Origin of the sequence: Nocardia sp. CA-290969, assembly GCF_050936135.1 — a bacterium.
In the GTDB taxonomy this organism is placed as follows: Bacteria; Actinomycetota; Actinomycetes; order Mycobacteriales; family Mycobacteriaceae; genus Nocardia.
Map to the genome: position 1 here is coordinate 1,170,994 of NZ_JBNJNJ010000001.1, position 13,201 is coordinate 1,184,194.

The 13,201-nt window shown below is 69.6% G+C and carries 15 protein-coding genes; 11 read left to right on the forward strand and 4 right to left on the reverse strand.

Annotation, left to right across the window (positions count from 1 at the left end):
* Nucleotides 1-19 precede the first annotated feature (19 nt).
* Nucleotides 20-340, reverse strand: a complete 321-nt coding sequence (locus ACQEVO_RS05540) for an ArsR/SmtB family transcription factor (RefSeq protein ID WP_432909477.1) — start codon at nt 338-340, stop codon at nt 20-22.
* A 91-nt stretch (nt 341-431) separates the two neighbouring features.
* Here ACQEVO_RS05540 and ACQEVO_RS05545 point away from each other — a divergent pair, with 91 nt between their 5' ends.
* Nucleotides 432-1,637, forward strand: a complete 1,206-nt coding sequence (locus ACQEVO_RS05545) for an MFS transporter (RefSeq protein ID WP_432909479.1) — start codon at nt 432-434, stop codon at nt 1,635-1,637.
* A gap of 40 nt (nt 1,638-1,677) precedes the next feature.
* Here the strand turns inward: ACQEVO_RS05545 and ACQEVO_RS05550 are convergent, their stop codons facing one another.
* Nucleotides 1,678-2,073 carry a VOC family protein gene (locus ACQEVO_RS05550; protein WP_432909481.1) on the reverse strand — a complete coding sequence of 132 codons (396 nt, stop codon included), beginning with the start codon at nt 2,071-2,073 and terminating at the stop codon, nt 1,678-1,680.
* A gap of 136 nt (nt 2,074-2,209) precedes the next feature.
* Between ACQEVO_RS05550 and ACQEVO_RS05555 the strand changes: the two genes are divergently transcribed.
* On the forward strand, nt 2,210-3,310 hold the full coding sequence (locus ACQEVO_RS05555) for an alcohol dehydrogenase catalytic domain-containing protein (protein WP_432909483.1): 1,101 nt from the start codon (nt 2,210-2,212) through the stop codon (nt 3,308-3,310).
* A 396-nt stretch (nt 3,311-3,706) separates the two neighbouring features.
* Here ACQEVO_RS05555 and ACQEVO_RS05560 read toward each other — a convergent pair whose 3' ends face one another.
* The gene (locus ACQEVO_RS05560) at nt 3,707-4,237 is read right to left on the reverse strand and encodes a CGNR zinc finger domain-containing protein (protein WP_432909485.1); all 531 of its coding nucleotides are present in this window, start codon (nt 4,235-4,237) and stop codon (nt 3,707-3,709) included.
* Between the two features lie 25 nt (nt 4,238-4,262).
* On the opposite strand from ACQEVO_RS05560, the gene ACQEVO_RS05565 reads away from it, so the two are divergent.
* The 7 genes from ACQEVO_RS05565 to ACQEVO_RS05595 all read left to right on the forward strand — a co-directional run bounded on the left by ACQEVO_RS05565 (nt 4,263) and on the right by ACQEVO_RS05595 (nt 9,631).
* Entirely contained in the window at nt 4,263-4,436 is a 174-nt protein-coding gene (locus ACQEVO_RS05565) for a hypothetical protein (RefSeq protein WP_432909487.1), read from the forward strand.
* Nucleotides 4,437-4,610: 174 nt separating this feature from the next.
* Entirely contained in the window at nt 4,611-5,363 is a 753-nt protein-coding gene (dapB, locus tag ACQEVO_RS05570; RefSeq protein WP_432909489.1) for a 4-hydroxy-tetrahydrodipicolinate reductase, read from the forward strand.
* Between the two features lie 44 nt (nt 5,364-5,407).
* Nucleotides 5,408-5,869 carry a hypothetical protein gene (locus tag ACQEVO_RS05575; RefSeq protein ID WP_432922365.1) on the forward strand — a complete coding sequence of 154 codons (462 nt, stop codon included), beginning with the start codon at nt 5,408-5,410 and terminating at the stop codon, nt 5,867-5,869.
* A gap of 62 nt (nt 5,870-5,931) precedes the next feature.
* Nucleotides 5,932-6,342: a flavodoxin family protein gene (locus ACQEVO_RS05580; RefSeq protein ID WP_432922368.1), complete on the forward strand. Its 411-nt coding sequence runs from the start codon at nt 5,932-5,934 to the stop codon at nt 6,340-6,342.
* A 91-nt stretch (nt 6,343-6,433) separates the two neighbouring features.
* Entirely contained in the window at nt 6,434-7,129 is a 696-nt protein-coding gene (locus ACQEVO_RS05585) for a LuxR C-terminal-related transcriptional regulator (RefSeq protein WP_432909491.1), read from the forward strand.
* Nucleotides 7,126-8,511, forward strand: coding sequence for a sensor histidine kinase (locus tag ACQEVO_RS05590; protein WP_432909493.1), 1,386 nt, complete (start codon nt 7,126-7,128; stop codon nt 8,509-8,511). The genes ACQEVO_RS05585 and ACQEVO_RS05590 overlap by 4 nt, the downstream gene beginning before the upstream one ends.
* Before the next feature lie 100 nt (nt 8,512-8,611).
* A complete protein-coding gene (locus ACQEVO_RS05595; RefSeq protein ID WP_432909495.1) occupies nt 8,612-9,631 on the forward strand; it encodes a hypothetical protein in 1,020 nt (339 codons plus the stop codon).
* On the opposite strand, the gene ACQEVO_RS05600 is transcribed toward ACQEVO_RS05595, so the two are convergent.
* Entirely contained in the window at nt 9,632-10,084 is a 453-nt protein-coding gene (locus tag ACQEVO_RS05600) for a hypothetical protein (protein ID WP_280398516.1), read from the reverse strand.
* Nucleotides 10,085-10,232: 148 nt separating this feature from the next.
* Here ACQEVO_RS05600 and dapA point away from each other — a divergent pair, with 148 nt between their 5' ends.
* Nucleotides 10,233-11,141 (forward strand): 4-hydroxy-tetrahydrodipicolinate synthase, encoded by a 909-nt coding sequence (gene dapA, locus ACQEVO_RS05605; RefSeq protein WP_280398517.1) that lies wholly within the window; start codon nt 10,233-10,235, stop codon nt 11,139-11,141.
* On the forward strand, nt 11,138-13,147 hold the full coding sequence (locus tag ACQEVO_RS05610; RefSeq protein ID WP_432909497.1) for an RNase J family beta-CASP ribonuclease: 2,010 nt from the start codon (nt 11,138-11,140) through the stop codon (nt 13,145-13,147). Before dapA ends, ACQEVO_RS05610 begins: the two co-directional genes overlap by 4 nt.
* Nucleotides 13,148-13,201: the final 54 nt, after the last annotated feature.

Below are 13,201 nucleotides of genomic sequence, written 5' to 3' on the forward strand. Positions count from 1 at the left end.
GGGCCGGCCGTGCTGCCGGCTACTCCGGCCGGGCGCGGTTCGCGGCGGCGACGATCGAATCCAGTAGACCGGGCAGTGCCGCGTCGAGGGCTTCGGCGCGCAGTTGCTGGCAGGTGTGGCCGTCGATCACCAGGCGTTCGGTGACACCTGCCTCGCGCAGGATCTTGAAATGGTGGGTGGCGGTCGACTTGTTGATTCCGTCGTAGAGGGATGCGCAGCGCAGGGCGGTGCCCGCGTTGCTGAGCCTGCGCACCATTTCCAGGCGGACCGGGTCCTGGAGCGCGCCGAGGACAGCGGGAAGCGCGGCCACGGGGTGTGTCGCGGTGGTGGTGTCGGTCAATGGTCCGCCTCGGTCGGTTTGATGATCGTCGTACTCTACGTTACTGTCGATCAAGTTCGATAATCTTCAAACTTACCTGATCGGGGTTTCGATGGCAGCGATAACCGCAGCACCGGCGCCGGAGCGAGCGGTGCAACCCTGGGCCTACGCGCTGGTACTGGGAGCTACCGGCGTCGCACTCGGAGTATCGGGTGTCCCGGCCCCGCTGTACGGCCTCTACGAGCGGGAATGGCAGCTGTCGCCACTGATCACCACCATCGTGTTCGCGGTGTACGCGGTGGCCGCCCTGGTGGCGGTGCTGGTTTCCGGGCGTATCTCCGATGTGGTCGGGCGTAAACCGGTACTGCTGGGTGCGTTCGCGACCATGATCGCGGGCCTCGTGGTTTTCGTCCTCGCCGACAACGTCGCCATGCTGGTGCTGGCGCGGGCGCTGCACGGACTGGCAGTCGGGGCGACCGTGGTGGCCGGGGCCGCGGCCCTGCTGGATCTGCGGCCGCACCGCGGTGCCCGGTCCGGCCAGCTCAGCGGTGTTGCTTTCAATGTCGGTATGGCGGTGGCGATCATGGGGTCGGCGCTGCTCGCGCAATATGCCCCGAACCCGTTGCGCACTCCGTACGTCGTGATCAGTGTGATCTGCCTGATCGTGGCCGCGGGTGTACTCGCCCTGCGGGAACCGCACGCCGCCCGGGTGGCCGGCCGGATCCGCATCGCGCGCCCGGCGGTACCGCATGAGATCCGTGCCGATTTCTGGTTCTCCGCGCTCGGTGTGATGGCCGCGTGGTCGGTGCTCGGTGTTCTGCTGTCGCTGTATCCGTCGCTGGCCGCGGAACGGACCGGTATCCACAACCTGGTCTTCGGTGGGGTCGTAGTGGGCTCGACGGCCCTCGCTGCGGCCCTGGTGCAATTGTTCGCGACGCGGGTTCCCGCCCGGCGGGCCGCGATCATCGGCGATATCGGGATGGCGATCACCCTGCTGCTGACCATTCCGGCGCTGGGCACCCACGAGTGGGTCGCCGTGATCGGTATCGGGCTGGTGCTCGGCGCCACCTTCGGACTCGGCTTCGGTGGCTCGCTGCGGCACCTCTCCAATGTGGTTCCGCAGCACAAACGCGGCGAAACGATGTCCGCGTACTACCTGCTGGCCTACACCGCCATGGCGTTGCCCACCGTGCTGGCGGGCTGGGCCGCCACGGCCTGGGGACTGGACTCGGTGTTCCCGTGGTTCATCGGCGCCGTGGCCGTGGCCTGCCTCGTCGCGGCGGGCCTGGGCATGCGGCGCGGCGCGGTGGCGGCCTGAGCCGGTCCGGGTGGCCGGCGACCACCCGGACCGTCCTGGACTACTCCGGCCAACCGCCGTACGGGACGGTGATCAGCTCCAGGTAATGACCGCTGGGATCCAGGAAGTAGACCCCGCGCCCGCCGTCGTTGTGGTTGATCTCGCCCGGCGCGCGCTGATGCGGATCTGCCCAGTGCTCGAGACCGTAGCGCCGGATCTTGGCGTAGGCGGCGTCGAACTCCGCCTCCGAGACCAGGAACGCGTAGTGCTGCCCCTGGATCTCGGTGATATGCGGCGGTACGTTCGCGAAATCGAAGGTGACGCCGTTCGCGGTGGGCAACGCTATGAACGGGCCCCATTCGGGCCCGAGCTCCAGGCCCAGGATATCGGCCCAGAATTCGGCCGAGACCCGGTTGTCACGGCAGCCGACGATGGTGTGGTTGAACTGAATGGACAAAGGAAGATCTCCTCGGATCGTGATGATCCCGACCCCGGGCTCGGTACAAGGCGGCCAACGGGAGCACCATCACGGCAATCGAGGATAGTCCGATCCGGATCATGAGCGCGACCCCACCGCGGCCTACCGTGGTGTCATGAGAATTCGTGGGGCAGTCCTGGAACGTATCGGCGCACCCGGACCGTACGCCGAGTCCACGCCGATCACCGTCGGCGAGCTCGATCTCGCCGAACCCGGTCCCGGCGAGGTGCTGGTGCGGATCGAAGCCGCCGGAATCTGCCACTCGGATCTGTCCGTGGTCGACGGAAACCGGGTCCGGCCGGTGCCGATGCTGCTCGGCCACGAAGCCGCCGGAAGGGTCGAGTCGGCCGGTCCGGGGGCCGATCTGGCCGTCGGGCAGCGGGTCGTGATGACTTTCCTGCCGCGCTGCGGCGAATGCGCGGGTTGTGCCTCGAACGGCCGCACCCCCTGCATTCCCGGCAGTGCCGCCAACAATGCCGGCGAACTCTTGGCGGGTGGACGCCGGCTCCACCGCGACGGCACCGAAGTTCACCACCACCTCGGCGTCTCCGGATTCGCGACCTACGCGGTGGTGGACCGCCGGTCGGTGGTCCCGGTCGACGACGATGTGCCGCCGGAGGTCGCCGCCGTCCTGGGGTGTGCTGTCCTCACCGGCGGTGGGGCGCTGCTGAACTCAGCGAAACCGGCCGCCACCGACCGCGTGATGGTCGTCGGTCTCGGTGGAGTCGGGATGGCGGCGGTGCTGGTGGCGGTATCGCTCGGGGTCCGCGAGGTGATCGCCGTCGATACGGTCCCGGAGAAACTGCAATTGGCCCGGGACCTCGGTGCCACCGGCGCATATTCGCCCGCCGAGATCGCCGACGGGGAGATCCGGGCCGAAGTCGTCGTCGAAGCGGTCGGCTCGGCCCGGGCCTTCGAAAGTGCCGTGGCCGCGACCGCGCCGGGTGGTGTCACGGTGACGGTGGGTCTTCCGTCCCCCGAAGCTCGCGCCAGTATCTCGCCGCTCGGGCTGGTCGCTCAGGGGCGCTCCATCGTCGGCAGTTACCTCGGATCGGCGGTACCGTCGCGCGATATCCCGGAGTACGTCCGGATGTGGCGGGAGGGCCGGTTGCCGGTGGAGAAACTGATCTCCGCCCGGATCGGCTTGGAGGAGATCAACCGGGCCATGGACGAACTGGCGGCCGGGCACGCCCTACGCCAGGTCATCGTGTTCTGAGACCGGGTCTCCGGTGCGGCCCGGTATTCGGCACCGGCACGGAGCGCCCGCGCTCGTCCGCGAAGGTTGGTTCGGTGCGCAGCCGGCGATCCCCGGTCGGTCGCAGCGGTAGCGATGGAGCGCGCTCGGCCGCCGGATGCCCGGTGGTCGATACCGGTCCTTGCCTCCGTACGGTTGCGCAGGTGAGGGCTGTGCCCGGCCGTCGGTTCGGGTCCCGCAGGAGTCGTAGTGATGGCTCGCCTTCCGCGGCGTTGCCGGAACCCGGTTCCGGCCGGCGCCGCCCGCGCCGGCTGCCGCGGTGCGGCGGGCTCGCACCGGTCGGGTGATCGAGTCGGTGGACACCTGATCTCGGGCGTATTCAGCGGCCGCTCTCGGTCGGTGGGACGTGCCCGGCGTTCAGCTCTGTGCCGATGGGGAGGTCGTCGGGTGGGCGGTTCGCCGAGAGCGGTGTCTGGCGACGTTGACCCGATTGGCGCACCGATCGCTGCAGAACCGCCGCCGGCCGTTCCGTGAGGTGTCGACGAAAACCTGGGTGCATTCCTCCCGTGCGCACCGGCCGATCCGGTCCGGTGCGGCGCAGAACAGTTCGGCCAGCCCCGCGGCGGTATAGGCCTTCACCCGTTCGTCGATCGGGGCGTCCTCGGCGGCGTAGTGCAGATGTGGTGCGCGCTCGTCGTGCGTCGAGATGTAGGGACGGCTGGTCGTCTCGGCCAGCAGGGCGTTGAGGAGGTCGACACCGGGCGTGCGGAAGACCTCGTCGAGACGGTGGGTCCAGCGCCGCAGTTCGGCCGTCTGCCTCGGGCTGATGTCGCCGATCGGTTTGTAACCGGCATCGGCCAGCAGGTCCGCGAGGTCCTGATCGTCGGTCGCGTTGACCAGACGGACCGCCAGCTCGGCCGCCGCGCCGCCGTAAGGGTTGAAATGCACTGAACCATTACATCAGGCTCTTGGTATGGCAATCATCTGCACCGCGTGCGACTGGCCGGCACCGACCCTGCTGTCCGAACACGGGATGGTGCGCTACTGGCGCTGCCTGTGCGGGCAGTGGCTGGTCAGTGAGGCGAATACGGTGACAGCAGCTCCCGGCATCAGTGACTTCCGGGCGATTGTCTCGCGTTCCCGGTGAACCCCTGCGCTGTGTTCTGCCTGGTCCGTCGGCCGAGGACAGCAGGCGGCCGGGTTGCGCCGCCCCACGCACTCCGATCGTGCGCGCGGTCGAGCATCGACGAGGGGTGCCCGGTTCTCCTACGTCCGGCGCGCCATAGACTCGGTGCGTCCGACTACAGGTAGGAGTGGTGAGGTGACGACACCGATTCGGGTGGGTGTTCTGGGAGCGCAGGGCAAGGTCGGCCAGGCCATCTGCGCCGCGGTCGAGGCGGCCGCCGATCTCGAACTGGTCGCCACCGTGGACAAGGACGATCCGCTGACGCGCTTCACCGAGACCGGCACCCAGGTCGTGGTCGACTTCACCCACCCCGACGTGGTGATGGACAACCTGCGCTTCCTGGTGGACAACGGTATCCACGCTGTCGTCGGTACCACCGGATTCGACAGCGCCCGGCTCGACGAGGTGCGCGGCTGGCTGTCCGCCCGGCCCGGAATCGGGGTTCTGATCGCGCCGAACTTCGCGATCGGGGCGGTGCTCTCGATGCGGTTCGCCGAACAGGCGGCACGGTTCTTCGAATCGGTGGAGGTGATCGAATTGCATCACCCGAACAAGGCCGATGCCCCCTCCGGTACCGCCTACCGGACCGCCGGGATCATCGCCGAAGCCCGCAAACAAGCGGGGGCCGGCCCGGTTCCGGACGCCACCACCACCGAACTCGACGGGGCGCGCGGTGCCGAGGTGGACGGGGTGCGGGTGCATTCAGTGCGCCTGGCCGGGCTGGTCGCCCACCAAGAAGTGCTGTTCGGAACTCAGGGGGAGACGCTGACCATCCGGCACGATTCCATCGACCGCTCGTCGTTCGCGCCGGGCGTGCTGCTGGGCGTCCGGCAGATCGGTGCCCGCCCCGGCCTCACCGTCGGGCTCGATCCGTTCCTCGACCTGTGAGCGAATCCGGCGGCGCGACCGGGGATCCGGCGGCCGGTGGCGCGGTGGCCAAGGTAGTCCTCCTGGTGGGCTTCCTCGTCCTGGCGCTGATCTTCTATTTCGTCCTGCTGGGCCGGATCGCCGTGGAACTGCTCACCTCCGGTGATATCGCTGCCGTCGTGCTGGGCGTCGGGGTGCTGATCCTGCCGGTTCTCGGCGTATGGATGGTGGTGTCCACCATCCGATCCGCGCTCGATCACCAGCGGCTCGCCCGGCGCATGCACGACGAGGGCCGGGAACTGGACGTTTCCGGTCTCCCGCGGCGGCCCTCCGGACGTATCGAGCGGGCCGCCGCCGACGAGTTGTTTTTCACGGTGAAACAGGAATGGGAAGCCGACCCCGACAACTGGCGCGTTTCCTACCGCCTGGCCCGCGCCTACGACTACGCCGGTGACCGGGCCCGGGCGCGCAGCACCATGCGCCGCGCGGTCGAACTGGAACGGCGGGAACGCGATTCCGGCCGCTAGTTCCCACTAGGCTCGCGATTGTGCCGACGCTGCTGATCATCCATCACACGCCGTCCCCGCATATGCAGGAGATGTTCGAAGCGGTCCTGGCCGGGGCGAGCGATCCGGAGATCGAAGGGGTCGAGGTGGTGCGCCGCGCGGCGCTGACCCTCGGCCCCGCCGAGATGCTCGCCGCGGACGGCTATCTGCTCGGTACCCCCGCCAACCTCGGCTATATGTCCGGTGCTCTCAAGCACGCTTTCGACACCTGCTACTACCCCTGTATCGACAGCACCAAGGGCCGGCCGTACGGGCTCTACGTCCACGGGAACGAGGGCACCGAAGGCGCCGAACGCAGCGTGGCCGCGGTGACCACCGGGCTCGGCTGGGTGCAGGCCGCGAATTCGGTGGTGGTGATGGGTAAACCGGCCAAGGACGATCTGCAGCGATGCTGGGAACTCGGTGCGACCGTGGCGGCGCAGCTGATGGAGTGAAACGCACTCCCCTGGAATCTGGGGCTGACCACGCCGCGCGCGCCACGACATACTGCTCTGAGCACCGGATGCGCCTGATGGGAGTTGTGTTGTGACCGAACACGTCACCGACGGGCGCGGACCGCGCCGTATCGGCCTTGTCGAGGACCACGAATCGGTGGCGATCGGCTTGGCGGCCATGCTCGGGCCCGAACCGGATCTGGAACTGGTGGCGACCGCGGGAACGGTGAGCGAACTGCTGGAGCATCCGGCCTGCCGGGTCGACGACACTCCGGCGCTGGATCTCGTCGTGCTGGACCTGCGCCTGGCCGACGACTCCGCCCCGGAGGAGAACGTCGCGACATTGCGCGGCAACGGGGTGGAGGTCCTGGTGTTCACCGGCGCCGACAACACCTATCTGGTGCGCTCGGCGGCCCGGGCGGGGGTGCTCGGCGTGGTCCGCAAATCCGAGGACGTGGCGACCGTGGTCGCCGCGGTGCGCCGCGCCGCCTCCGGGGAACAAGTGGTGACCACCGACTGGGCGGCGGCCATCGACGGCGATCCGCAGTTGTCCCGCGTCGGTTTGAGTCCCCGGCAGGAGGAAGTGCTCACGCTGTACGCCTCCGGCGAGAAGGCGTCGCGGGTCGCGCGGCTGACCGGGTTGTCGGAACAGACGGTGAACGATTACCTGAGCCGGATCCGGCAGAAGTATGCCGACGCGGGCCGGCCGGCGCCCACCAAAACCGATCTCTACAAGCGCGCCGTGGAGGACGGCTGGCTACCGGTTCCCGAACATCGCCGCTCATGAGCGCGACCTCGACCTCCGTCGGCGCGGCCGGTCGCCCGGCGGTGTGGACGTCGCGGCCGTGCGCTGTGTGGTCCGGGGTGGTGGCGTTGATCCGGGCGCGCAATGCCGGTCCGGAGCCGGCGGCCGACCGGGTGGTCCGGCGGTTCGGCCTGGTGATCGGGCTGGTGGGGTCGCTCGCGGCGGTCCTGGAACTGCCCGAGATCATCATGCAGCAGCGCCCGGTCCCGCCGGTCTGGACGCTCATCACCGTCTGCGTCGCGTTCGTGATGTTGCCGGTGCTCGCGGTGGTATCGCTGCTGGCGGGTCCGCGCCTGGTCCGCACGGTGGCCGGAGCGGCCGCAGTGGGTTATCTGGCGGGCATGGCCCTGGTGATGCCCTACTACTACGAGGTGGCGGAGGCCCCCGGGCTGATCTGGGCGCATCGGCTGGTGATGATCGGCGTGCTGGCGGCCGCGGTGGCCTGGCGACCCTGGCCGGCCGGCGCCTACCTGGTACTGACCTCGGCGATTCCGAGCGTCGCGCTGCTGGTGATGTACGACCACATCGCCGTCTGGTACGCCGTCGAGAATTTCGTCCGCCTGGCCGGGCAGTGCCTGGTGTTCCTGTGGTGTGTGGTGCACGCGCAGGCAGCCGGCGCCCGGTTGGACCGCGAATCGGTGATCGCGGGCGAACGGGCCGCCGCGGTCGCGGGAACGGCCGCCCGGGAACGGGAACGCGCGCGGTTCGCCGTGCTGATCCACGACGCCGTGCTGTCCACGCTGCTGGACGCTTCGCGTACCCGCGGCACCTCGCCGGTGCTGCGGGAGCAGGCGCGGCGCACCCTCGACCAGCTCGACGCCACCCGGATCTCCGGTACCGATACCGAGCTACTGGACGCGAATTCGGCCATCGGTTTCCTGCGCGCCGCCGTGCACGAGGTGAACTCCGGTATCGAGTTCACCGTGCATCGCGGTGGGAACGACAGCGAATTGCGGATGCCGCAGGCCGCGGCCGCCTCGGTGGCCGCGGCCTTGGCGGAGGCGGTCCGCAACAGTCTGCGCCACGCCGGGGTCCCGGGCCGCCGGGTGCGGCGCGAGGTGACCGTGACGGTCGGCGCGGGGGGACTACTGGTCGTATTGCGGGACGACGGCAAGGGTTTCGACCGGGGCGCGGTGCCCGCCGACCGGCTCGGGATCGCGGCCAGCATCCTGGGCCGCATGCGTGCGTTGCCCGGTGGCGCCGGCTTCGTGGAATCGGCCCCGGGCCACGGGACGACGGTCACGCTGATGTGGGGAAGCGGCGCCGGCGACGAGGCCGCCGGTGCGGGCCCCACGGGTAGCGGTTCCGGCGACACAGCGCCGAAAGCGGTTGCGATGGCCCGGCGCCGGGAGTGGTTGCGGTGATCCGGCGCCGAAAGTGGTTGCCGTGGCCGGGCGCCGGAAGTGGTTGTGATGCGGCTGTGCCCCAGGTGCTTGCGGTGACCCGGTGGCGGAGGTGCTTGCGGTGACCCGGCGCGACAGCGATTTCGAACTGCGTTCCCTGCTCGGTATGCGCGGCCGCGCGGGGTGGGTTTTCCAGGTGGGCCTCGCCGTCACCATCATGCTGTACACGACGCCGCTGGCCGGCAATGTCCCGATCGCGCAGCTGCTCGTGGCGCTCGTGGCGATGCTCGGCGCGGGTGTACTACTCGTGCTGTGTCCCGGTGATCCGCTGCCGTGGCCGGCCACCGCCGCGGTGATCACGGCCGGGCCGGTGGCCGTGCTGGCAGCGCATCTGAATTTCGCGGAGGGCGCGCCCCGCCAGCCGTGGACGGCCTGTGCCGCTTCCTTCGTACTGGCAGCGCTGGCGGTGCGCGGCCGGATCGCCGCGGCCTGGGCGGGTGCGGTCGCGGTCGCGCTCACCCTCGGGTTCGTGGCCGTGGTGCTGGATATCTCGGTCGGCTCGCTGTTCGTGATGATCCTGCCGGTGGCCTGCTTGGCGGGAGCCACGGTCTGTGCGCTGATCCTGCGGCCCACTCAGCGTTCGCTGCGTTTGCTGCACGACGACGCCGCCATGCGCGCGGCGGCGGCGGCGACCATGGCGGCGGAGCGATCCGAACGGGCCCGGCAGCTGGACCGTTTGGACGAACTGGCCCGGCCGATGCTGGAACGGATCGCCCGCGGCGGGGAACTGTCCGCGGCCGAACAGGAGCAGTGCCGCCTGCTCGAGGCGGAACTGCGCGACGGTCTGCGGGCGCCGCAACTGATCAGCGACCGGCTCAACGCGGCGGCGCGCGGTGCACGGTCGCGCGGGGTGGAGGTCCTGCTGCTCGACGACGGCGGCTTCACCGGTGTCGCGGCGGCCTTGCGGGAACGGGTCCTCGAGCTCGCCGTGCGCGAGCTGGCCGCCGCCGACGCGGGAACGGTCACCGTCCGGGTGCTGCCGGCGGGGCGGCGGAATCTGGCAACCATCCTGGCGAGCGCGCCCGGCGGGGACCGCCGCACCGAGATCGACCGGACCGGTGCGGTCCTGGTCTCGACGTGATCAGGGTGTGTCGTCGCGTTTACCGCTGCCGTAGCCGCCGCGCATCTGGTCGCGTAGTGCGCCCGACACCACGCCGGCCATCCAGGAGTTCAGGGATTGCCCGCTCTGCGCGGCGGCCTCCTCGGCGCGGGACTTCACCTGTTCGACCAGGCGCAGGGTCACCCGGCTGATATCGCCGGTCATCTCCTCGAAGCTGGGGTTGTCGCCGGCCGGGTTCCGGTGCACTTCGACGGTGGCCTCGTCGTCGTGCAGCGAAACGCGTACGGTGCGGTCGCCGAGTTCGGTCGAGACGGTATCGGCGAGTTCGGTGAGTGCGGCCAGCAGGGTCAGCCGGGCCGAGTTCTCCACCGCCTTGGCGAGCGCCTCCGCCGTGGCCTGCGTTTTCTCGTCGCCGAGGGCGGCCGCGGCGACGAGGTCGTCGCGGATCCGGGCGGTGTATCGGGTCAAATCCATGACATCAGTGTGACGCCTTTCCTGATGTCATACAAGGGTGCGGTTGGCGCCGCAGCGATGCGCCGCTGATGTCATCACCGGGTCCGGCGGCCCAGAACACAGACGAGGGTGTCGAGGGTGGCACGGTGACCGGGTAGCCTTTCTGACCATGACGAACGGTGAATCGACGCCTCCGGTGTTGAGCGCGTCCGGCACGGTCGGTGTCGCGATGGTGACCCCCTTCAGCGCCGAGGGCAAGCTCGACATAGACACCGGCGTCGCCCTTGCGCACCGTCTGGTCGACCGGGGTGTCGACCTGCTCGCGATTTCCGGTACCACCGGCGAATCGCCGACCACCACGGAATCGGAGAAGGCGGATCTGCTGCGTGCGGTGGTGGACGCGGTGGGCAACCGGGCCACCGTGATCGCCGGCGCGGGCACCTACGACACCGCGCATTCGATCGAACTCGCCCGCAACGCCCAGCGTGCGGGCGCCCACGGCCTGCTCGTGGTGACTCCCTACTACTCGCGGCCGACCCAGGAGGGCCTGTTCGCGCATTTCACCGCCGTCGCGGACGCCACCGATCTGCCGGTGACCCTCTACGACATTCCGCCCAGATCGGTGGTGCCGATCGCCTCGGATACGATCCGCCGGCTCGCCGAACATCCGCGGATCGTCGCGGTCAAGGACGCCAAGGGCGATCTGAACGCCGGTGCCGCGCTGATCGCCGAAACCGATCTCGCCTTCTACTCCGGCGACGATATGTTGAATCTGCCGTGGCTGGCGATGGGCGCTGTCGGCTTCATCAGCGTGATCGGCCATCTGGTTCCGGAGCGGCTGCGGGAGATGGTGGACGCGTTCACCGCCGGTGATGTGGTGCGCGCGCGAGATATCAACACGAGCCTGCTGTGGCTCAACGCTGCCATGGCCCGCCTCGGCGGGGTGGCGATGACGAAAGGTGGTCTCCGGTTGCTCGGTGTGGATGTGGGCGAACCGCGCTTGCCGCAGATCATGCCCAGCCCCGAACAACTCGAGGATCTGGCCGCGGATCTGCGGGCGGCCGGGGTGCTCGAATGACCGAACCCGCCGCACGCCGTCCCCGCCGCACCGCGCGGCGGGATGCCGGTCCTGCCGAGCCGACGCCGGCCCCGCAGCCCGAACCCGCTCCCACCCCGCAGCCTGCGGAATCCCCGGCGGCTGCGGCCGAACAGGAACCCGGGATCGTGCGTGCCCCGGAACCGGAGCCCGTGGCTACCGAACCGGAAACCACGGCGGTCCGGCCGGAAACGGCGCCGGAGTCCCGCTCGTCACGGGACCGGCCGCGCCGGGGCAAAGGCCGCCAATCCGGGCGCGGCCGCGGCGATTCCGCCCGTTCCGTGCCGGCGGTACCCCCGGAGACCGCCGCGCAGGATCGTCTGTCGTTGCCGCCGAAGCTGCCCCGCGCGGGTCTGCGGGTGTTCGCGCTCGGCGGTATCGGTGAAATCGGCCGCAATATGACGGTGTTCGAATACGGCGGCAAACTGCTGATCGTCGACTGCGGTGTGCTGTTCCCCGAAGATCAGCAGCCCGGTGTCGATCTCATCCTGCCCGACTTCCGGCCGATCGAGGACCGGATGGCCGATGTGGCGGCGGTGGTGCTGACCCACGGCCACGAGGACCATATCGGTGCGGTGCCGTTCCTGCTGCGCCTACGGCCGGATATCCCGGTGGTGGGGTCGAAGTTCACCCTGGCCCTGGTCGCCGCGAAATGCCGGGAGCACCGGCTGCATCCGCGGCTGGTCGAGGTCACCGAGGGGGAGCGCACCGAGCACGGGCCGTTCGACTGCGAGTACTTCGCGGTGAACCATTCCATTCCCGATGCCCTCGCGGTGGCCATCCGCACCCCCGCCGGAACGGTTCTGCACACCGGCGATATCAAACTCGACCAGCTGCCGCTCGACGGCCGGCTCACCGATCTCGCCGGTTTCTCCCGCCTCGGCGACGAGGGGGTGGACCTTTTCCTGGTCGACTCGACCAATGCCGAAGTGCCCGGATTCGTGACCCCCGAGCGGGAGATCGGCGGGGTGCTCGACACGGTGATCGGCAAGGCGCGCAACCGGGTGATCGTGGCATCCTTCGCCAGCCATGTGCACCGGATCCAGCAGGTCGTGGACGTGGCCCAGAAGTACGGCCGCCGGATCTGTTTCGTCGGCCGGTCGATGGTGCGCAATATGCAGATTGCGCAGGATCTCGGCTATCTCACGGTGCCGGACGGGGTGGTGGTCGATCTCGACCAGGCCGCCACGCTGCCACCGGACAAACTGGTGCTCATCTCCACCGGTTCCCAGGGCGAACCGCTGTCGGCGCTGTCGCGGATGGCGCGTGGCGAGCACCGCCAGATCCATATCCGGCCCGACGATCTGGTCGTACTGGCCTCCTCGCTGATCCCGGGCAATGAGAATTCGGTGTTCACGGTCGTCAACGGCCTGGCCCGGCTCGGTGCCACGGTGATCACCCAGCAGAACGCGAAAGTGCATGTCTCCGGGCATGCTTCGGCCGGGGAACTGCTGTACCTGTACAACGCGGTGCGGCCGACCAACGCCATGCCGGTGCACGGGGAATGGCGGCATCTGCGCGCCAACGCCGCGCTCGCGGTCGCCACGGGTGTCCCCGAGGAACGGGTGGTGCTGGCCGAGGACGGTGTGGTGGTGGACCTGGTAGACGGGATCGCCTCCATCGTCGGCCGGGTTCCGGTGGGGCATGTCTATGTCGACGGCCTGTCGGTCGGCGATGTCGGCGAATCCACCCTGTCGGACCGGCTGGTGCTCGGTGAGGGTGGTTTCATCGCCATCACCGTCGCCGTCGACGCGACCACCGGTAAAGCGGTGAGCACGCCCGAGGTGAGCGGTCGCGGTTTCTCCGACGACCCCACCGCGCTGGCCGAGGCCGCCGAACTGGTGGAAGCCGAACTGCTGCGGCTGGCCGGGGAGGGCGTCACCGATACCCATCGCATCGCCCAGGCCGTCCGGCGGATCGTGGGCCGCTGGGTCGCCGATACCTACCGGCGCCGGCCGATGATCGTGCCCACCGTGCTCGGGGTCTGACACCCTCGAGATTCCGGGGCCGGAAACAGAAAACCGCCGCGGGGCGCGAGGCCC